19 protein-coding genes are annotated in these 19280 nt (G+C 64.8%); 13 read left to right on the top strand and 6 right to left on the bottom strand.

What is annotated here, in order from left to right; genetic code table 11:
* Nucleotides 1-2 precede the first annotated feature (2 nt).
* From D6B98_RS20520 to D6B98_RS20540, 5 genes are all read left to right on the top strand, one after another.
* Entirely contained in the window at nt 3-1661 is a 1659-nt protein-coding gene (locus D6B98_RS20520) for a hydantoinase B/oxoprolinase family protein (protein WP_126258755.1), read from the top strand.
* A gap of 34 nt (nt 1662-1695) precedes the next feature.
* The gene (locus tag D6B98_RS20525; protein WP_126258756.1) at nt 1696-2697 is read left to right on the top strand and encodes a TRAP transporter substrate-binding protein; all 1002 of its coding nucleotides are present in this window, start codon (nt 1696-1698) and stop codon (nt 2695-2697) included.
* Nucleotides 2698-2707: 10 nt separating this feature from the next.
* Nucleotides 2708-3301 carry a TRAP transporter small permease subunit gene (locus D6B98_RS20530; protein ID WP_126259014.1) on the top strand — a complete coding sequence of 198 codons (594 nt, stop codon included), beginning with the start codon at nt 2708-2710 and terminating at the stop codon, nt 3299-3301.
* Nucleotides 3302-3332: 31 nt separating this feature from the next.
* Nucleotides 3333-4637: a TRAP transporter large permease gene (locus D6B98_RS20535; RefSeq protein ID WP_126258757.1), complete on the top strand. Its 1305-nt coding sequence runs from the start codon at nt 3333-3335 to the stop codon at nt 4635-4637.
* A 255-nt stretch (nt 4638-4892) separates the two neighbouring features.
* The gene (locus D6B98_RS20540) at nt 4893-7043 is read left to right on the top strand and encodes a methyl-accepting chemotaxis protein (RefSeq protein WP_126258758.1); all 2151 of its coding nucleotides are present in this window, start codon (nt 4893-4895) and stop codon (nt 7041-7043) included.
* A gap of 115 nt (nt 7044-7158) precedes the next feature.
* On the opposite strand, the gene D6B98_RS20545 is transcribed toward D6B98_RS20540, so the two are convergent.
* A complete protein-coding gene (locus D6B98_RS20545) occupies nt 7159-7803 on the bottom strand; it encodes a glutathione binding-like protein (protein ID WP_126258759.1) in 645 nt (214 codons plus the stop codon).
* A gap of 103 nt (nt 7804-7906) precedes the next feature.
* Here D6B98_RS20545 and D6B98_RS20550 point away from each other — a divergent pair, with 103 nt between their 5' ends.
* Entirely contained in the window at nt 7907-8551 is a 645-nt protein-coding gene (locus D6B98_RS20550; protein WP_126258760.1) for a TetR/AcrR family transcriptional regulator, read from the top strand.
* Nucleotides 8552-8721: 170 nt separating this feature from the next.
* Here D6B98_RS20550 and D6B98_RS20555 read toward each other — a convergent pair whose 3' ends face one another.
* Both D6B98_RS20555 and D6B98_RS20560 read right to left on the bottom strand, forming a co-directional pair.
* Nucleotides 8722-10689 (bottom strand): methyl-accepting chemotaxis protein, encoded by a 1968-nt coding sequence (locus tag D6B98_RS20555; RefSeq protein WP_164718745.1) that lies wholly within the window; start codon nt 10687-10689, stop codon nt 8722-8724.
* Nucleotides 10690-10912: 223 nt separating this feature from the next.
* A complete protein-coding gene (locus D6B98_RS20560; RefSeq protein WP_126258761.1) occupies nt 10913-11878 on the bottom strand; it encodes a 2-hydroxyacid dehydrogenase in 966 nt (321 codons plus the stop codon).
* 141 nt (nt 11879-12019) lie between these two features.
* Between D6B98_RS20560 and D6B98_RS20565 the strand changes: the two genes are divergently transcribed.
* The 4 genes from D6B98_RS20565 (at nt 12020) to D6B98_RS20580 (ending at nt 14835) form a co-directional block, all read left to right on the top strand.
* Nucleotides 12020-12388 (top strand): YciI family protein, encoded by a 369-nt coding sequence (locus tag D6B98_RS20565; RefSeq protein ID WP_028138414.1) that lies wholly within the window; start codon nt 12020-12022, stop codon nt 12386-12388.
* Complete coding sequence (locus tag D6B98_RS20570) at nt 12385-13659, top strand: RNA polymerase sigma factor (RefSeq protein ID WP_126258762.1); 1275 nt, start codon at nt 12385-12387, stop codon at nt 13657-13659. Before D6B98_RS20565 ends, D6B98_RS20570 begins: the two co-directional genes overlap by 4 nt.
* 195 nt (nt 13660-13854) lie before the next feature.
* Entirely contained in the window at nt 13855-14394 is a 540-nt protein-coding gene (locus D6B98_RS20575) for an SRPBCC family protein (RefSeq protein WP_126258763.1), read from the top strand.
* Between the two features lie 30 nt (nt 14395-14424).
* On the top strand, nt 14425-14835 hold the full coding sequence (locus D6B98_RS20580) for a VOC family protein (protein WP_126258764.1): 411 nt from the start codon (nt 14425-14427) through the stop codon (nt 14833-14835).
* Between the two features lie 111 nt (nt 14836-14946).
* Here D6B98_RS20580 and D6B98_RS20585 read toward each other — a convergent pair whose 3' ends face one another.
* From D6B98_RS20585 to D6B98_RS20595, 3 genes are all read right to left on the bottom strand, one after another.
* Entirely contained in the window at nt 14947-15306 is a 360-nt protein-coding gene (locus D6B98_RS20585) for a hypothetical protein (protein ID WP_126258765.1), read from the bottom strand.
* A gap of 538 nt (nt 15307-15844) precedes the next feature.
* Entirely contained in the window at nt 15845-16282 is a 438-nt protein-coding gene (locus D6B98_RS20590; RefSeq protein WP_126258766.1) for a hypothetical protein, read from the bottom strand.
* Nucleotides 16283-16394: 112 nt separating this feature from the next.
* The gene (locus D6B98_RS20595) at nt 16395-17183 is read right to left on the bottom strand and encodes an SDR family NAD(P)-dependent oxidoreductase (RefSeq protein WP_126258767.1); all 789 of its coding nucleotides are present in this window, start codon (nt 17181-17183) and stop codon (nt 16395-16397) included.
* A gap of 268 nt (nt 17184-17451) precedes the next feature.
* Between D6B98_RS20595 and D6B98_RS20600 the strand changes: the two genes are divergently transcribed.
* The 3 genes from D6B98_RS20600 (at nt 17452) to D6B98_RS20610 (ending at nt 19197) form a co-directional block, all read left to right on the top strand.
* Nucleotides 17452-17856, top strand: a complete 405-nt coding sequence (locus tag D6B98_RS20600; protein ID WP_126258768.1) for a YciI family protein — start codon at nt 17452-17454, stop codon at nt 17854-17856.
* A gap of 57 nt (nt 17857-17913) precedes the next feature.
* Nucleotides 17914-18279 (top strand): YciI family protein, encoded by a 366-nt coding sequence (locus D6B98_RS20605; protein ID WP_126258769.1) that lies wholly within the window; start codon nt 17914-17916, stop codon nt 18277-18279.
* A 177-nt stretch (nt 18280-18456) separates the two neighbouring features.
* The gene (locus D6B98_RS20610) at nt 18457-19197 is read left to right on the top strand and encodes a TetR/AcrR family transcriptional regulator (RefSeq protein WP_126258770.1); all 741 of its coding nucleotides are present in this window, start codon (nt 18457-18459) and stop codon (nt 19195-19197) included.
* The last annotated feature ends 83 nt before the right edge of the window (nt 19198-19280 follow it).

Consider the following 19280-nt stretch of genomic DNA (forward strand, 5'->3'; position numbering starts at 1 on the left):
TCATGAGCAAGGCAAATGGCGCGAGCCTGATCGACCTTCAGATCATGTGGCACCGGCTGATCGCCGTGGTCGAGGAGCAGGCGCAGGTGCTGCTCCGCACCGCCTTCAGTCCGATCGTGCGCGAATGCGGCGACCTCTCGGCCGGCGTTTTCGATCTCAAGGGCCGCATGCTGGCGCAGGCGGTGACCGGCACGCCCGGCCACGTCAACTCGATGGCAGAATCGGTCAAGCACTTCATCGCCCACTTTCCGATCGAGACGATGAAGGAGGGCGACGCCTATATCACCAACGATCCCTGGATGGGGACCGGCCACCTCAACGACTTCGTCGTCACCACGCCCTGCTTCAAGGACGGCAAGCCGGTGGCGCTGTTCTCCTGCACCAGCCATCTCATGGATATCGGCGGCATCGGCTTCGGGCCCGACGCCACCGACGTGTTCATGGAGGGGCTCTACATCCCCATGCTGAAGCTGATCAACCAGGGCGTCGTCAACGAGACGCTGATGGCGATGATCCGCACCAACACGCGGCTGCCGATCGATACGGAGGGGGACACCTATTCGCTGGCCGGCTGCAACGACGTCGGCTGCGAGCGACTGGTGGAGATGATGAGCGAGTTCGGCATCGACACGCTCGACGAGCTCGGCGATTACATCTGCGATCGCTCGCGCGAGGCCGTGTTGGCCGAGGTCGCGAAGCTGCCGAAGGGCAGCTGGCGCAACACCATGGTGGTCGACGGCTATGATGCCCCGGTGACGCTGGCGGCGACGCTGACGATCTCGGATGCGGGCATTCACGTCGATTTCGACGGCACATCCGCAGCCTCGAAGTTCGGCATCAACGTGCCCTTGTCCTACACCACCGCCTATACAGTGTTCGGCCTCGGCTGTGTGGTCGCCTCGCAGATTCCGAACAATGCCGGCTCGCTCTCGCCGCTGACGGTGTCGGCGCCGGCGGGTGCGATCCTCAATGCGCCCAAGCCCGCGCCGGTTGCCTCGCGCCATATCATCGGCCAGATGCTGCCGGACGTGGTGTTCGGCTGCCTGCGCCAGATCATTCCGGAGCGTGTGCCGGCGGAAGGCACCTCCTGCCTGTGGAATCTCAACGTGCGCGGCCAGACCCGCTCCGGCGTCGGCGGCAATTACGGGTTCTCGATGGCGGTGACCTCCAATGGCGGCACCGGCGCGCGCTTCGGCAAGGACGGCCTGTCGGCCACCGCCTATCCGAGCGGCGTGCGCGGCACGCCGGTCGAGATCGCGGAGACGCAGACGCCTTTGATCTTCTGGCGCAAGGAGCTGCGGCCGGATTCCGGCGGGGCAGGGCGCACCCGCGGCGGTCTCGGCCAGATCATCGAGGTCGGCAGCGGCGTCGATGCGCCGTTCGACATCCTGGCGGCATTCGACCGCATCGATCATCCGCCGCGCGGACGCGATGGCGGCCGAAACGGCGAGGCCGGCTATGTCGGCCTCAAGTCCGGCAAGAAGCTGCGCGGCAAGGGCTTTCAGCAGGTGCCGCCGGACGATCGGCTGGTGGTGCTGACGCCCGGCGGCGCCGGTATCGGCGATCCCGCGACGCGCGAGCGTGCGGCGGTCAAGGACGATATCGAAAGCGGGCTCGTGTCCGCCGGCAATGCCGCTGCAGTTTACGGGTACGCGCGCTGACGCGTCAGGGCGCTTGGATCAACGGAGGGGTGCAATGATCACGCGACGGAACTTCACCGCGGGCGCAGCGACGCTGCTCGCCGCAGGTCACATCTCGACCCGTGCGCGGGCGGCGACGACGAGCTGGGACATGTCGACGGTCTGGCCCGACGGTAACTTTCACACCCAGAACGCGATGGCCTTCGCGGAGGAGGTGAAGAAGCAGACGGGCGGTTCGGTCGCGATCACCGTGAAGGCCGGCGGCCAGCTCGGCTTCAAGGGGCCCGAGCACCTGCGCGCCGTGCGCGACGGCCTGGTGCCGCTCGCCGACGTCCTCAACATCCAGCAGGTCGGCGACGAGCCCTTCATGGGCGTCGAGAGCATTCCGTTCCTCTGCGGCTCGGTGGACGAGTTGAAGGTGCTGCACAAATACGTGCGGCCCGAATACGAGAAGATCGCCGCGCGCAACAACCAGAAGATTCTCTACATCGTGCCATGGCCGACGCAATATCTGCACCTCAAGGCGAAGGTCGCCGACGTCGAGGGCCTGAAGAACATCAAGATCCGCGTGCCTGACAAGAATGCGGTTGACATGCTGAATGCGGTCGGCATGGCGGCCGTGATGATCCCCTGGGGCGAAACGATCCCCGCGCTGGCCTCCGGCGCGGTGGCCGGCGTCTCCACCTCGTCGGTGTCGGGCGTCGACGGCAAGTTCTGGGAGTTCCTGAAATACGTCTACCCGACCAATCACGTCTGGTCGTCGCAGATGCTCACCGTCAATCTCGAGTCCTGGAAGGCGCTCAGCGCCGACCAGCAGAAGCTCGTCGCGGATATTGCGGCGAAGATGGAGCCGGGCTTCTGGGCCAATTCGCTCAAGGCCGACGTCGACAGCCTCAACCGCCTGAAGGAAGGCGGCATGGAGGTGGTGCCGGTCTCGCAAGCCATGATGACGGACATTCGGGCCAAGACTGCGCCGCAGCTCGACGCCTTCCTCAAGCGCGTGCCGGCAGCGGACAAGCCTGTGCGGGCCTATCTCGCCGAAATGAAGCGTGGCTGAGGGCGGAGCCGTGGTGAGCGTCTCGCCCGAAGCACCGCAAAGTCTCAACGCAGCGGCGCCCGCGCCGCTGCGCATCCTGCTCGACGGCATCGATCGCCTTGGCCGGCTCGACGGCTGGATCGGCGGCGGCTGTCTCTTGATGCTGACGCTGCTGATGCTCTGCGAGGTCGCGACGCGCTTCCTGTCGAACTTCCTGCCGTTCTTCCCGCCCAGCATCTCGATCGCGTGGGAATACTCTTCTTATCTCATGGCGGCGTCCTTCACCTTCGGCGCCGCCATGACCTTGCGCGTCGGCGGCCATATCCGTGTCGTGCTGCTGCTGAAGAACGTGCCGGCGCCAGTGCAGCGCGCGCTCGAGATCCTCTCGGCGGCGGCCGGCTTCGCCTTCATGGCGTTCCTGACCTCGGCCATGGCGAAGTTCGCCTGGAGCGCCTTCGTGCGTGGCCAGGTCTCGACCTCGAGCGACACGCCGCTGTGGTTTCCACAGGCGATCGTCACCTTCGGCATGCTGCTGCTGACGCTCCAGTTCCTGGCGCGCGCGATCCAGGCCGCGCTCGGCCTGCCCCTGGAGGATCATCGCATGAAGGCCTCGCCCGTCGAATGACCGCCTTGCCCGCACCCGGATTCAAGATCGCATGACCATCGAAGTCGTCGCACTGTTCGCGATCCTGTTCGCGCTGCTGGCGTGCGGCGTCTGGATTGGCCTCACGCTTGCGCTCACCGCGACGCTGCTGCTCGCGATGTTCCGTTCGATCCCGCTCGACAAGCTGCTGCCGCAATACGCCTGGAACATCCTGACCACGCAGGAGCTGCTGGCGCTGCCGCTGTTCATCCTGATGGGCGAATTGCTGTTTCGCACCCGCCTGTCACGGTCGCTGTTTCAGGGCCTCGCGCCCTGGGCCGGCCTGCTGCCCGGCCGCCTGCTGCATGTCAACGTGATCGGCTGCACCATCTTTGCGGCGATCTCCGGCTCCTCGGCCGCGACCACACAGGTGATCGGCCGCATGTCGCTCAACGAGCTGCTGCGCCGCGGCTATTCGCGCGACATCGCGATCGGCTCGCTCGCCGGTGCCGGCACGCTCGGCTTCCTGATTCCGCCCTCCAACATCATGATCATTTACGGTGTGCTCGGCGACGTCTCGATCCTGAAGCTGTTCACGGCTGGCGTGCTGCCGGGATTCCTGCTCGCCGCCACCTTCATGGCCTGGGTGATGCTGCATACGAGTCTCGACCGCACGATGGTGCCGGAGACTGAAGCCAAGCTTTCGCAGGTGCCATGGAGCGAACGCTTCGCTGCGCTGAAGGACCTCGCGCCGGCACTGTTCCTGATCGCCTGCGTGCTCGGCTCGATGTATGGCGGGCTCGCCACGCCGTCAGAAGCCGCCGCCGTCGGCGTGCTCGGCGCGGCGCTGGTGGCCTGGGCGCAGGGCGCGATGTCGCAGCAGGTGATGCGCGACGTGCTGATCGGCTCGGTCGTCACCTGCTCGATGATCGCGCTGATCGTATTAGGGGCCTCGATCCTCGGCAATGCCGCGGCCTTCCTCGGCATCCCGCAGGCGGTCGCCGCCTTCGTCAAGGGGCTCGGTTTGTCGCCCTTCATGTTGATCGTCGTGCTGATCGTCTTCTACCTGATCCTCGGCTGCTTCCTCGACGGCTTCTCGATGATCGTGATGACGCTGCCGATCGTGCTGCCGATCGTGAAGGGGGCGGGCTTCGACGAGGTCTGGTTCGGCGTGTTCCTGGTGCTCGCCGTCGAGATGGCGCAGATCACCCCGCCGGTCGGCTTCAATCTGTTCGTGATCCAGGGCCTGACCGAAGACGGCCTCGGCTACATCGCGCGCGTCACGATGCCGTACCTGATGATCATGATCGGCTTCGTGTTGCTGCTGACGCTGTGGCCGGGCATCGTCACGATCCTACCGCGGCTGCTGTACGGGTAGGAGTCGCAAGCGCGACCGCGCATGTCGTAGGCCGACGATGTGTCACGACCGAAGCGCCGTGACTCTCTTTTGACCATCCGCTGGTTGCCTGGCTCTCTCCGGCTCGCGCGTTGAGTGCGTTTTTGCCGAAAATAGTCAGTTGCAGCGTCATTTCAGCGTGCGATGAGTTCGGGAAATTTAGGCAAATTAAATCCTTTCGGCGCTTACCTGAAGTTCACAGGTTCGATTTTTGCGAATGCCGCGCTGGAGGCTCTCATGCGGACCAATCTTCCGGTCACGCCCGTCGAATATCCGATTACCGATGAGACACTCATCGCCTCTCACACCGATACGAAAGGAAAGCTGACCTACGTCAACGATCAGTTCGTCGAAGCCTCCGGATTTTCCGAGGCCGAGCTGATGGGGCAGCCTCACAACATTATCCGCCATCCGGATATGCCGCCCGCGGCCTTCGAAAATCTGTGGGCCACGCTCCAGCAAGGCAAGTCCTGGTCGGGCGCGGTGAAGAACCGGCGCAAGAACGGCGACTTCTACTGGGTGTTGGCGACCGCCTCTCCGATTCGGCAGAACGGACAGATCGTCGGATACAGCTCGATCCGCACCAAGCTGCCCGCCGACCAGCGCGCCGAGGCCGAGCAGGTGTATGCGAAGATCCGCGAGAACAAGCCGCATGACTACAGGTTGGATGCCGGCGTGCTCCGCCGACGTTCGTTTGGCGATCGATTGGCCATCTTCACCGGCACGCTCAATGCGCGCCTGGTCACGCTTGTCACCATCCTCTCGCTCTTCCTGCTCGTGATCGGCGTCATGGGCTTGCAGGGCACGCGCCAGAGCAATTCGCGGCTGAAATCGATTTACGAAGACCGTGCGGTGCCGCTGGCACAGCTCTTCGAGATCAATGACCGGATGAGAGACAACACGGTGCTGCTGTTCGAGGCGGCCACCAACGGACGGGCTGGAAAGCCGGTCGACGAAATTGCAGCCAAGGTCAATGCCAACGTGGAGAAGGTCGGAAAGGCCTGGGCTGACTACATAGCGACCTACTTGACGCCGGAAGAAAAAAGCGTTGCCGACAGCGTTACGCCCAAGCGCATGAATTATGTCGAGCAAGGTCTGAAGCCGGCGCTGTCGCTCTCTGCCGAGCGAAAGTATGAGGAGCTCGCCACCTTGCTGGCCGGGCGGGCGCGCGAACTGTATCAGGCGGCGAAGGCCGACCTCGACAGGCTTGTGGCAATCCAGGTCAAGGAAGCCAAGGCGGAATACGATGCGGCCGAGCGCGAATATGGCTGGCTGGTCGGCGGTGCGCTTGCCCTCCTCGTGGCGAGCATCGCCATCGGCGGACTCGTCGGCCGGCAGACCATCCGTGCCATCGTCCGCCCGCTTCAGCGCCTGAACGACGCCATGCTCAGCATCAACCAGGGCAAGCTCGACAACCGCATCGTCGTCGAGCGAGACGACGAACTCGGCGAGGCTCTTCGAAATCTGCAGACGTTGCAGGCCATCGTTCGATTTGACCGCGACGAGCTGAAGGCGACGGAGAGACGGTCGGCTGCCCAGCGCAAGATAGAGATGAACAAGCTCGCCGGCAGCTTCGAGAGCGCGGTGGGCGAGATCATCGAGACCGTCTCGTCGGCCTCGACGGAGCTGGAGGCTTCGGCGAACACGCTGACCTCGACCGCGGAGCGCGGAGAGAAGCTTGCAACGATGGTTGCGGCGGCTTCCGAAGAGGCCTCCACCAACGTGCAGTCCGTCGCGAGCGCGACGGAGGAGCTGTCATCCTCCGTCAACGAGATCGGCCGGCAGGTGCAGGAATCCGCGCGGATGGCCAATGAGGCGGTGGAGCAGGCACGCCTCACCGATCACAAGGTCGGTGAGCTCTCCAAGGCTGCGGCGCGGATCGGCGACGTCGTCGAGCTGATCACCACCATCGCAGGCCAGACCAATCTGCTCGCATTGAATGCAACGATCGAGGCCGCGCGGGCGGGCGAAGCCGGCCGCGGCTTTGCCGTGGTCGCTTCCGAAGTGAAGGCCCTGGCCGAGCAGACCGCCAAGGCCACCGGCGAGATTTCCCAGCAGATTTCCGGCATTCAGAGCGCGACCCAGGATTCGGTCAACGCCATCAAGACGATCGGAAGTACGATCAAGGCCTTGTCGGAGATCTCGTCGGCCATCGCGGCGGCGGTCGAGGAGCAGGGCGCGGCGACCCAGGAGATCGCGCGCAACGTCCAGCAGGCTGCGCAAGGCACGCACCAGGTCTCGTCGAACATTGCCGACGTCCAGCGTGGAGCGACCGAAACCGGCTCGGCGTCCGCGCAGGTGCTCGATGCAGCGCAAGCGCTTTCAACCGACAGCAATCGGCTGCGAACGGAGGTCGGCCGCTTTCTCGACGGCGTTCGGGCCGCCTGAACGAACGCAGCTCCTCCTGGCCGCCGGGAAAAGCGGCGATCTCAAAGAAGGTCGTTGTCCCCGCCTCGTGGGGACAACGACTTGATCGGCATGGCTATGCGGCGTCGAACCCGACCTATGCCGCCGCCTTCTTGCGCGCCAGCTCGGCCTTGTACAGCTCGAACTCTTCCGCGATCGCTCTTGCGACTGAGGGCCGCTGGCGCAGGCGCTCGTAATAGGCCTTCACGTTCGGCCATTTCGCAAGCTCGATCGGCGGCGTCGCCATGGTCCAGTTGATGACGGTGACGAGATAGGCGTCCGCTACGCTGAAATGATCGAGCAGGAAGTCGCGCCCCTTCAGGTAATTGTCGAGATAGTCGAGCCGCGACAGGTTCTTCTCCAGCACATAGGCCTTGACCTCCTGCGGCGCCTTGCGGTCGAGCACGGGCACGAACAGGCCCTTGTGCAGCTCCGTGCCGATGAAGCACAGCCATTGATGCAGGCGGGTGCGATCGATGCCCTCCGCGGCGCCGAGCCCGGATTGCGGGAAGCGGTCGGCGACGTATTGCAGGATCGCTGCGTTCTCGGTCAGAACCACGCCGTCGTCGGTGCGCAGCGTCGGCACCAGGCCGATCGGATTGACAGCGCGGAAGTCGGAGCCGTCGCTCAGCACGGTCTTGGTCGGCGGGTCGACCTCGAGATAGTTCGCCTCGGCGCCGGCTTCATACAGCGCGACGCGCGTCGCCATCGAGCAGGCGAGCGGCGAGAAATAGAGATCCATCTGTAGCCTCCTTGGGCAATTCTTGAGGTTTCGCTCAACCTGGCCAGATTGATTTTTGTACTGTCTTGCATAATATGTGGTCGGTCAAGGATTATTTTGCGAAATGGTACAAAAATCAAAGCCGCCGATTGCCGCCAATGAGCCGAAGCGCCGCGGCCGTCCGCGCGCGTACGAGCCCGATATCGCGCTCGGCAAGGCGCTGGACCTGTTCCGCAAGCAAGGTTTCGCCGCGACCTCGCTCGACGATTTGAGCGAAGCGACCGGCATGAACCGCCCGAGTTTGTATGGCGCCTTCGGTGACAAGCGGGAGCTCTATATCAAGAGCTATCAGCGCTACCGCGAGGAAGCGCGCGCATCCATGGCTGCGATCTTTCGCGAGGAAATGCCGGTGCGCCAACGGCTGGAGCGCATCTTCGCCTCGGCGCTGAACATCTATCTGTCCGGCGAGACCGGCCCGCGCGGCTGCTTCACGGTGGTGACGGCGGCGTCGGAAGCCGTCGGCGATCCCGAGATCCGCGCCATGGTGCTCGACGGCCTCAGCGAGCTCGACAAGGCCTTTGCGGGCTGCTTCCGCCGCGCCAGGGAGAAGGGCGAGCTGCCGGAGAATGCCGATCCGCTCGTGCTGGCACAGATCGCATCAGCCACCGTCCACAGCATCGCCATCCGCTCCCGCGCGCGCGTGTCGCGCCAGGAGCTGGAGGCAATCGTCAAGGGCGCGATCGATCTGATGGTAGGGGCCAAGGAGTAGGCTGTCGTCCCCGCGAACGCGGGGACCCATAACCCCAGGGAGAGGTTTGGCGAAGACTCGGAGTTGAGGAGTCTTCGAGGCGAAGACCACGCGCTATCGATAGATCACGCGGTATGGGTCCCTGCGTTCGCAGGGACGACAGCGAGGATGGGGCGCGATCCCGCGTCCAGCTACGCCGCGCGGATTTGCGCGAGGAAGCGATCCACCTCGTCCCGCAGCCGCTGCGATTGTTTCGACAGCTCGATCGCCGAACCCAGCACTTCCTCTGCCGCCGTGCCGGTGGCTGCGATGCCGTCGGTGACGCCCGCGATGTTCTGCGAGACCTCGCCGGTGCGGGCGGCGGCCTGCTGGACGTTCTGTGCGATCTCCTGCGTCGCCGTGCCCTGCTGGCCGACCGCAGCCGCAATCGCGGCGGAGATCTCGTCGACCTGCTGTATCGTCGCGCAGATCGACTGGATGCCATCCACCGCGCCGGTGGTTTCGCCCTGCACCGCGGTGACCTGAGCGCCGATCTCCTCGGTCGCCTTCGCCGTCTGTGTCGCCAGTGCCTTGACCTCGGAAGCGACCACGGCAAAGCCGCGGCCGGCTTCGCCCGCGCGCGCCGCCTCGATCGTCGCGTTCAGCGCCAGCAGGTTGGTCTGTCCTGCGATGCCGTTGATGAATGAGACGACGTCGCCGATCTTCTGTGCGGCTTCCGCAAGGCTCTGCACGCGTGCATTCGACTGCCGACCGTCGCTGGCGGCCTTGCCGACCACCTCGGTCGCATGGGCGAGGCGGCGGCTGATCTCGGTCATCGAAGAAGACAATTCTTCCGCCGCTGCCGCGACGGTCTGCACATTCTCAGAGGCCAGCGCCGATGCGGACGACACCGCGCCCGTTTGCTGTCGAGACTGCTCGACGATGGCCGACATCGAGCGCGCCGTATGCTCCATCTCGACCGCAGCCGAGGACACCGTGGTGACGACGTCGCGGATGCTGGCCTCGAAATTGTCGGCAAGCGCGGCGAAGGCGCGCCGCTTCTCCGCTTCCGACTTTGCCTTGGCTTCCAGCTGCTCGGCCTGGAGCTCGTTGAATCTGACGGCATTGTCGCGGAACACCGTGACCGCCTTCACCATCGCGCCGACCTCGTCATTCGCCTTGCTGGCGGGAACGGCGACGTCGAGGCGCCCGTCCGCAAGCTCGCGCATGACGGAGGTGATGGAGAGGATCGGACGCGAGATGCTGCGGGCAATGAGATAGCCGACGATCGCGGCCAGCACGAGGCCGAGCGCGGCGATGCCGATGGCGAGCAGCCAGGCGCGGTCGGCCGAGGCTTCGTAATCGGCGTTGTCCATCACCAGCTCGACGGCGCCGAGCGGCTTGCCGGAGAAGTCCTTGATCGGCCCAAGCAGCGCCGCGACCGGCGTGTTGTCGAGCTTGGCCTGCCTCACGGTGAACCCGCCTGCGGTGGCGCGGCCATAATCGGCCGCGTCGAAGAAGCTCTTGCCCTTCAGCGTGCCGCCGAACAACTTGAAGCCCGAGCCGTCGGCGAGATGGAAGGCGACGTCGACGCGGCGATTCGCCTTGAAATCGTCGAGGAAGGTTTGGCCGAAGGTCAGGCCGAATTCGACCGTGCCGAGATGCTTGGCCCCTTGCGCGATCGGTGCCACGCCGCGGATGCCAAGCCCCGCGACGCCGCCTTCGAGCCCGACCACGACCTTATGCTCCTGATTGGCGACCAGAACGGTCTTGCGGAAGCCGGAGAGGTCGTCGCCGAATTTGGCCGGCTGATGCACGCGCAGGAACGAGGTCGCCGGCGCGATATGGAACTGGAACTGATCGACGCCGTACTCCGACTTGGTGGCGGCAAACACCGGCCCGAACAGGCCGACCAGGGCGGTGCGGTCCTGTTTGGCCATCGCGTCCTGCGTCGCCGGCATCGCGGCGACGACCGCGCTCATGGCGGCGGCGCGGTGGGATTCCTCGGCAATGCGCGACTGAAGGGCATCATAATGGCTGCGCAGCTCGCGCTGATCGGCGCGGTCGATGATCCCAGCGATGATCCACATCGCCCCGAGCACGGCAAACAGGGCAGTCGCCGCCGCCGTCACCGCAAGGGCAACCGTGATCCGCATCCTGAGGCCGAGGCTCGCGCGCATGTCCGACTCGTTGTGTGAGCGTTGGTTGACGACGCTTATCAACTTCTCGCTAAGAGAGGGTGAACGGGATACCGGTGGAGCGCGGAGGTTGTGGGGGATCGTTAGGATGGCCCGGGCTGCCAGCCCAGCCAATGGTGTCATCCCCGCCCCCGTGCGCAATTGCGCACTAGGCGGGGACGACAGCGAGTATGGAGCGGCAGCGCCTCTTCCAGCCAGCCAACGCCTAGTACCCCCGCGCTCGGTCCACCACGTTCTCCAGCGCACCGCCAGCCTCGAACCGCGCGATCTGCTCGGCGACGTAGGCCGAGATCGCGTCCGCATCGGTATCGGCTGCGTTGTGCGGCGTCAGCACCACCTTGGGATGGGTCCAGAACCGGCTGTCCGCCGGCTGCGGCTCCTGCACGAAGACGTCGAGCGAGGCTGCGCCCAGCGTGCCGTCGTCAAGGCAGGCCAGGATGTCGGCTTCGTTCTGCAAGCCGCCGCGGCCGGCATTGATCAGCACGGGCGCGCCGAGCGGGCTGTTGCGGTTGAGTTTGGCGAAAGCGTCGCGGTTGAGGATGCCGTGCGTCTCCGGCGTCAGCGGCAGCAGGCAGACCAGGATGTCGGTCTTGCGCAGGAAGGCATCGATCTGCGCGGCGCCATGGAAACAGTCGATGCCGTCGATCGTGCGCGGGCTGCGGCTCCAGCCGGCGACACCGAAGCCGAGCCGCCGCAGCACGTCGGCGGCATCGGCACCCAGCGTTCCCAGCCCCATGACGCCGACCGTCACTGCGCTCGCCGGCCACTGATATTTCGGCTCCCAGCGCTTCTCGCGCTGTGATTGCCTGAGATAAAGCTCCTGGCGGTGGTGCATCAGCACGTGCAGCACGACATATTCGGTCATGCGGTTGGTGAGGTCGGGCACGGCGACGCGCACCAGCGGCACGTCAGGCAGGCTCTTGTCCGCCATCAGCGCGTCGACGCCGGCGCCGAGATTGAAGATCGCGCGGAGATTGGTGAAGGAGGCCAGATCGCCCGGCACCGGCTTCCATACCGCGGCATAGTGCACCTCGGCCGGATCGAGCCCGGCATCCGGCAGCAGCACCACGCGGCGATCGCCGCAGACCGCGTCGAACCGGGCCTTCCAGCGTTCCGGCAACCAGTTCTGCTGCGTGCTGTTGATCAGGACGGCCAGTGTGCCCGTGGTCATTCGAAGTGCCTCGTCAAGGTTCCGCTCAAGAAGGCCTTCCTTGGCACGATCTGCCGGATTTTTCTTGCAAATTTTTTCCGCAGTCCTGTCGGGGCGGGGCATATTGGCGCGTCTTTAGAACAGACGAGGAAAGTGCCGCCCATGCTTTATGCCATCCTTTGCTATCACGATGAGGACTTCGTCGGCTCCTGGAGCAAGGAGCAGGACGAGGCCGTGATGAAGAAGCTCGCCGTGGTGCAGGAGAAGCTCACGAGCCAAGGCCGGCTCGGTCCGGTGGCGCGGCTGTTGCCGACCACAGCGGCGGCGACCTTGCGCAAGGAGGACCCACCCTTGGTGCTCGACGGCCCCTATGCCGAGACCAAGGAGCAGCTGCTCGGCTTCTACATCGTCGATTGCAAGAATCTCGACGAGGCTCTCGACGTCGCGCGCGATCTCGGCGCCGCCAATCCGGGCGGTGCCTATGAGGTGCGCCCCGTCGGCGTGTTCCGGCCCGGAGGAAACCTGACGTGAGCGAGGCCGACACCGCCTGGATCGAGACCGCGCTGACCTCGGCGCGCCCCCAGGCGGTCGGCGCGCTGCTGCGCTATTTCCGCGACCTCGATACGGCCGAGGAGGCTTTCCAGAACGCGTGTCTGCGCGCGCTGAAGACCTGGCCGCAGAATGGGCCGCCGCGCGATCCTGCGGCCTGGCTGATCATGGTCGGCCGCAATGTCGCCATCGACGAGGTGCGACGCACGCGCAGGCAGCAGCCGCTGCCGGAGGACGACCAGGCGATCTCCGATCTCGACGACGCCGAGGGTGCGCTGGCCGAGCGGCTCGACGGTTCGCACTACCGCGACGACATCCTGCGGTTGATGTTCATCTGCTGCCATCCGCAATTGCCGGCGACGCAGCAGATCGCGCTGGCGCTGCGCATCGTCTCGGGCCTTACCGTGAAGCAGATCGCGCGTGCCTTCCTGGTCTCGGAGGCGGCGATGGAGCAGCGCATCACCCGTGCCAAGGCGAAGGTCGCCGAGGCGGGGACGCCGTTCGAGACGCCCGGCGCGGTCGAGCGCTCCGAGCGGCTCGCCGGTGTCGCGGCGATGATCTACCTGATCTTCAACGAGGGCTATTCGGCGAGCGGTGACACCGCAGAGATCAGAAAGCCGCTCTGCGAGGAGGCGATCCGGCTGGCACGGCTGCTGCTGCGGTTGTTTCCGAGCGAGCCGGAGATCATGGGGCTGACCGCGCTCATTCTGTTGCAGCATGCACGCAGCGCCGCGCGTTTCGCCGGGGATGGCACGCTGATCCTGCTGGACGATCAGGACCGTTCATTGTGGAACGGGACCATGATCGCGGAGGGGCTTGCCTTGATCGACAAGGCGATGCGCCATCGCCGCAGCGGGCCCTACCAGATCCAGGCCGCGATCGCCGCGCTGCATGCCCGCGCGTCGGCACCGGAGGAGACCGACTGGGCGCAGATCGACCTGCTCTACGGCGCGCTCGAAGTCGTGCAACCCTCTCCCGTGGTCACCCTCAACCGCGCGGTCGCGGTCTCCAAGGTGAGGGGGCCGCAAGCCGCGCTCGATCTGATCGAGCCGCTGGCCCCGAAGCTCGCCAATTATTTCCATTTCTACGGCGTGCGCGGCGCCTTCCTGATGCAGCTCGGCCGCAACGACGAGGCCCGCATCGCCTTCGACCGCGCCATTGCGCTCGCCAACACGTCCGCGGAAGCCGCTCATATCCGCATGCATCTCGATCGCCTGATCCGGGACAGTCAGCCGAAGGCAAAGGGAGCGTGAAGGTGAAGTGATGGTCGCCGTCATTCCGGGGCGGTCCGCAGGACCGAACCCGGAATCTCGAGATTCTCAGGTGCGCAATTGCGCACCATAGTTCACCCTTCGGGTGCCCCGGAATGACGGTAGAATAATTTCGCCTTCGAATTGTCGGCCCCAGCCATTCCCGTTCGTCCTAGGCCCGTATCCACGGAGCCTCTCATGCTGAAAGCCATTGCCATCATCGCCATCCTGCTCGTCGCCGGAATCGCGGGCGTCCTCGTCTTCGCGCTGACAAAGCCCGACGCCTTCCGCGTCGAGCGCAGCCTCGCGGTAAAGGCGCCGGCCGGTGCGATCTATCCGCAAGTCGCCGATTTCCACCGCTGGACCGGCTGGTCCCCCTATGAGAACCGCGATCCCGCCATGAAGCGCAGCTTCGGTGGACCCTCGGAAGGCAAGGGCGCGACCTATGCCTGGGACGGCAACAACAATGTCGGCGCCGGCCGCATGGAGATCCTCGAGGCGAACGGGCCGTCCAAGGTTCGCATCAAGCTCGATTTCGAGCGGCCGTTCGAGGGTCACAATACCGCCGAGTTCACCTTTGTGCCGCAAGGCGATGCCACACTGGTCACCTGGGCGATGTACGGTCCGGCTCCGTTCATGTCCAAGATCATGCAGGTGTTCATCAACATGGACAGCATGATCGGCAAGGATTTCGAGGCCGGTCTCGCCAGCCTGAAGAAGCTGACCGAGAAGCACTAAGCCTCAGCGCAAACGAAGAGGAGAGAAACGATGCTCAATCCGTATCTGTTCTATCAGGACAATTGCGAAGCGGCGTTCAATCATTACGCCAGGATTCTCGGCGGCAAGATCGACGCCATGATGCGGTCATCCGACGCGCCGCCGGACATGCCCGCCGCGCCCGGCCGCGAGAAGATGATCATGCATGCGCGAATGTCGCTGCCCGACGGCAGCGTGCTGATGGCTTCCGACGTGCCGCCGGAGCATTTCAGCAAGCCGCAAGGCTTTTCGATCTCGTTCACGGTCAAGGATCCCGCCGATGGCGAGCGCAAGTTCAACGCGCTCGCCGACGGCGGCACCGTCACCATGCCGTTCAGCAAGACCTTCTGGGCCAAGGGCTTCGGCATGTGCGTCGACAAGTTCGGCATTCCCTGGATGGTGAATTGTCCCGAGGAAATGTGACGCGCGCGCCCGCGCGCATGATTGGTTGAGCCGCGATCCCCTCTCTCCATCTTTGCGCGAGAGGGGATCCATGGGCCTATCGCATCGTGCCCGGATCTGTGGTGGGCTTGCTCAGCGGGTCGATCCGGTCACGTCTTCGTCCTGCCGCGGCTGAACACAGCGGGGGCAGATCACGAGCTTGGTGCCGAGCTGCCTGTCGTTCTCCGCTTCGATCTCGTCGTGAACCGCCCACCACGCCTCGGAGTATGGCCGCAAGGTGCCGAGCACGCGCTGCCGCTCCTGATTGGGATCGCTTGCTGCGGGCGGAGGATTTGTTGCGCGCTGCTTCGCGATATGAGGGCGCCTCGGGCTCTTGTTCGGATCTTGGCCGAGGCCATCCCAGGCGATCGGACGACGCTCCTGCGCGGGCGCGACTGCACATCCAAGCAGCGCTGTGCAGAAAGTGAGCAAGATGAAGCCGTGTCGCATCATGCCGGGACCCAAATTTCACTGCGCAATGCGCAAGTCCCGCACAGGAAACTTGCACAGCGTCGGTCAAATGGAACTTAAGGCAAACGAGTTGGCCGGCATGGCCGAGGAATGAACTTACGATTCGCATACTTTGCGGGAGCAGTGAGGCCGCTTCGTGAAATCGTGCGGACTGCATCGCACAACAATTGGCGCAATATTGGGCTGTGATCTGCACGTCAGAATCGCTATTTGTGATTCATAAAATCTACAAACTGGGGTGGACGTCACTTGCAAGGGAGCGACCGATGGCGGCGGCGCTACAGATCAATTTTGCTCTTTGGGGGATGCTCATCTGCGCCAGCATGAAGCTGGTGCCGGTGATTCAGACTCTTTATTGAAGGCAGCCAAAGCGTGATGGCGTAGAGACCCGGTGCGCACATTGGGTGCGAGCACAGGGAACCTGTCTTATGGCCTCGGGCCAGCCACGCCAGATGCCTTTGATGTGACGCGGTTCACATAAGAGCTCATTCGCCTCACCTGCCTGCGGCTGGCGAATTCGTCAGCGGCAGCGCGGATAGATCGCGGCGAGATCACGGCCCTTGAGCAGAAGCAATCGCGAGCTGAGGCCGCCGCGGCGGCTGATCCAGTCGCGGACCGGGCCGGGATAGGCGGCAAGCACCGCGACCGATGCTTCCGGTTCGGCATAAAGGCGCCCGCGGCGGTCGACCGAACGTGCCGCATGGAAGCCGAGCACGGCGCGCTTGGTGACGCAGATGCGCTCGCCCGGCACGATGCTCAGCACCAGCGTGCAGGCAGACAGGCAGGGGCCATCGATCACCACGCGCTCGCCGCTCTCACGCACCTTCTCGAACAAATCGAGGAACGGCCCCACTTGTCCGCCCGGCGACTGAATGATGCGGATTTCCGCGGAGGCGGGCGTGGAGGCCAGCAGCGTGGCTGCAAGCATCAGAGCTTGGACAAGAGCAGCGCGTCGCATGGAGCACTCCACAAGCTCGGTTTTCGTAGGGTGGGCAAAGCGCAGCGTGCCCACCATTGTGATGTGGTGGGCGCGGCGCTCACGCGCCTACGCTCACCCTACAATTCCGTGTCTACCCGTTCCGCCTTTGACCGCGCAGCGTCGGCAGGCCGATGCCGGCCGCATCGAAGCCGCCATCAACGGCCAAAATTTGGCCGGTGATGTAGCTCGCATTTGCCGAGCACAGGAAGTAGATCGCTTCCGCAAGTTCCTCCTCCAGGCCGTAGCGGTTGAGCGGAATGGCGTCGTGATAGTCCGCGCGGATCTCCTTGGTGTGCACCTGCTTGGCCATTGCCGTGTCGACCGGCCCCGGCGCGACCGCGTTGACGCGGATGTTGAGAGAGGCAAGCTCGACCGCGAGCTGCTTGGTCAGGTGCGCAAGCCCGGCCTTGCTGGTGCCGTAGGCCGAGCGCAGCGTCGAGGCGCGCACCGCCGAGATCGAGGTGATGTTGACGATGGCCCCGCCATGGCCCTCGCGCATCAAGGGCACGGCCGCCTTGGTGCAGAGGAAGGGGCCGGTGAGGTTGACCTCGAGGACGCGTCGCCAATCGGTCTCGGATGTCTCCATCAGCGGCGCGAACACCGCGATGCCGGCATTGTTGACGAGCGCATCTAACCGGCCGAATCGGCGCTCGACCGTCGCCATCGCATCGCTCACTGCGGCTGCGTCCGAGACGTCGCAGGTCAGCGCCAGCGTCGCCTCACCTTGGTCAATCTCGGCGACCGCGCGGCCGAGCAACTCGCCCTCGATGTCGAGCAGCGCCACACGCCAGCCCTCGGCCAAAAACTTCTTCGCGGTCGCAAGCCCGATACCGCGCGCGGCTCCGGTGACGAGGGCGACTTTTTGCGGGGCAGGGGGCATCGGCTGATCGGTCCTTTGTCGAAATTGGTCGCGCGAGCGCGGGATTCCTTTTACTTCGCTTTGGTCTCGATGAGGAACCTGGCCGCCCAAAATAATTCCTGCCCCAATGTCGGTTCCGGCAGAGATCGTTCGTCTTGCAGGGGAGCGCGGCCTGCTTGGCCCGCGCACGAGGAACGTTACGCGCAGGCGGCGGGCGCAAATCTGCCGTCATCCCGAGCATGCGCCTTTCGACGCCTCGGCAAACGACGAGGAAGAACAAGGACATTTCATGCGATTCATGATGCTGATGATCCCGCTCGGTTACGAAACCGCGCCGCCGGACGTCCAGCTCGATCCCGAGCGGGTCGCGGCGATGATGCGCTACAACGAGGCGCTGAAGGATGCGGGCGTGCTGATCACGCTCGACGGCCTGCACCCGCCCTCGATGGGCGCACGGGTTTCGTTTGCGACCGGCGCGCCGATTGTCACCGACGGCCCATTCGCCGAGGCCAAGGAAGTCCTGGGCGGGTATTGGATGATCGAGGTTGCCTCGCGGGCCGAGGCGATTGCCTGGGCAAAGCAGTGCCCGGCCTCCCCGAACGAAATCATCGAGATCCGGCAGGTGCAGGAGCTGGCCGACTTTCCGCCTGACGTGCAGGCCGCCGCGGCCGGTTTCGGCGACCTGAAGACGTAGCGGCGTGGTCGCGATCAGATCGCGGCTGGCATCAACATATCACCAAAGGAGAGACCGATGAGCACCGAACACAAATTCCTCGCCGTCTATCTCGGCAGCATGAGCGGCGAAAAGATGAAGGCCTGGCACGCGATGCCCGAGGCCGAACGGAAGGCAAAAGAGCGCGAGGGCATGGCCGCCTGGCATGGCTGGGTCGAGAAGCACAAGGACGTCATCGTCGAGCTGGGCGGTCCGCTCGGCAAAACCCGCAGGATCGACGGAAGCGGCATCACCGAGATCAGCAACGCACTGACCGGCTTCACGGTGGTGCGAGCTGCCTCGCAAGAGGAAGCCGCAAAGCTGTTCGAGAACCATCCGCATTTTGCGATCTTCCCGGGCGAGGCGATCGAGGTCATGCCTGTCTTGCCGATTCCGCAGATGTAGTCTCCGCGATCGCCATTCCGGGGCGGCTTGACCCGAAATCCCGAGATTCCCTGGTGCGCCATTGCAGCACCAGGGTTGGAGGCTTTGCATCGCCCTGGAACGACGGTGAAAATACGGGTTAACCAATCCGCCTCGCGCTAGTGACCTTCACGCCGGGCTCATGTAAAGCTCGTTCACATGAGCTGGCGCAAGGAACAGCGCCGCGCCGAGCGCGGCTATCACCACGGCAATCTGAAGGAGGCCCTGTTGCAGGCCGCTCTCGGGCTGATCGCCGAGAAGGGCGCCGCCGGCTTCACCTTCGCCGATGCCGCACGCATGGCCGGCGTCAGCGCGGCTGCGCCCTACCGGCATTTCCGCGACCGTGACGAACTGCTGTCCTCGATTGCCCAGCGCGGCTTCGAGCAATTCGAGGCGCGCCTGACCGCGGCCTGGGACGACGGTCGTCCCGACACGGTCACCGCGTTCGAACGCGTCGGCAAGGCCTATCTCGCCTTCGCCCGCGAGGAGCCGGCCTTCTACAATGCGATGTTCGAGTCCGGTCTGCCGGTCGATGTCAATCCGGCGCTGCAGGCCGCGAGCGAACGTGCGTTCAACATCATTCGCGCCGCAGCCGAGCGGCTTGCAGCGCTAGCGCCGCCCGGCATGCCGCGGCCGCCGGCGATGATGATGGCGCTGCACATCTGGACCATGGCGCACGGCGTGGCTTCGCTCTTCTCCCGTGGCGACGCCGCGCGACGAAAACTGCCGATGTCTCCGGACGAGCTGCTCGAGGCCGAGGTGCTGATCTATCTGCGCGGTCTCGGCTTCCCGACCGATCGCCGTCCGCCGGCGAAAGGCGCCGAGCCGCCGCCGGTGCCACCGGAGGCCTCCTCCGGTTCCGGCGTGCCGCCCGGGGGCCCCTGGGGCAAGCCGAAATAAATAATGTGACGCAATAATCACGCGGGCGTGTCTTGCGCCCAGCTTGACAAAATCCGTAGATCGTCTAGCTATGTAAATGTTAT

It is taken from the genome of Bradyrhizobium sp. LVM 105 (genome assembly GCF_003957705.1).
Classification (GTDB): Bacteria; Pseudomonadota; Alphaproteobacteria; order Rhizobiales; family Xanthobacteraceae; genus Bradyrhizobium; species Bradyrhizobium frederickii.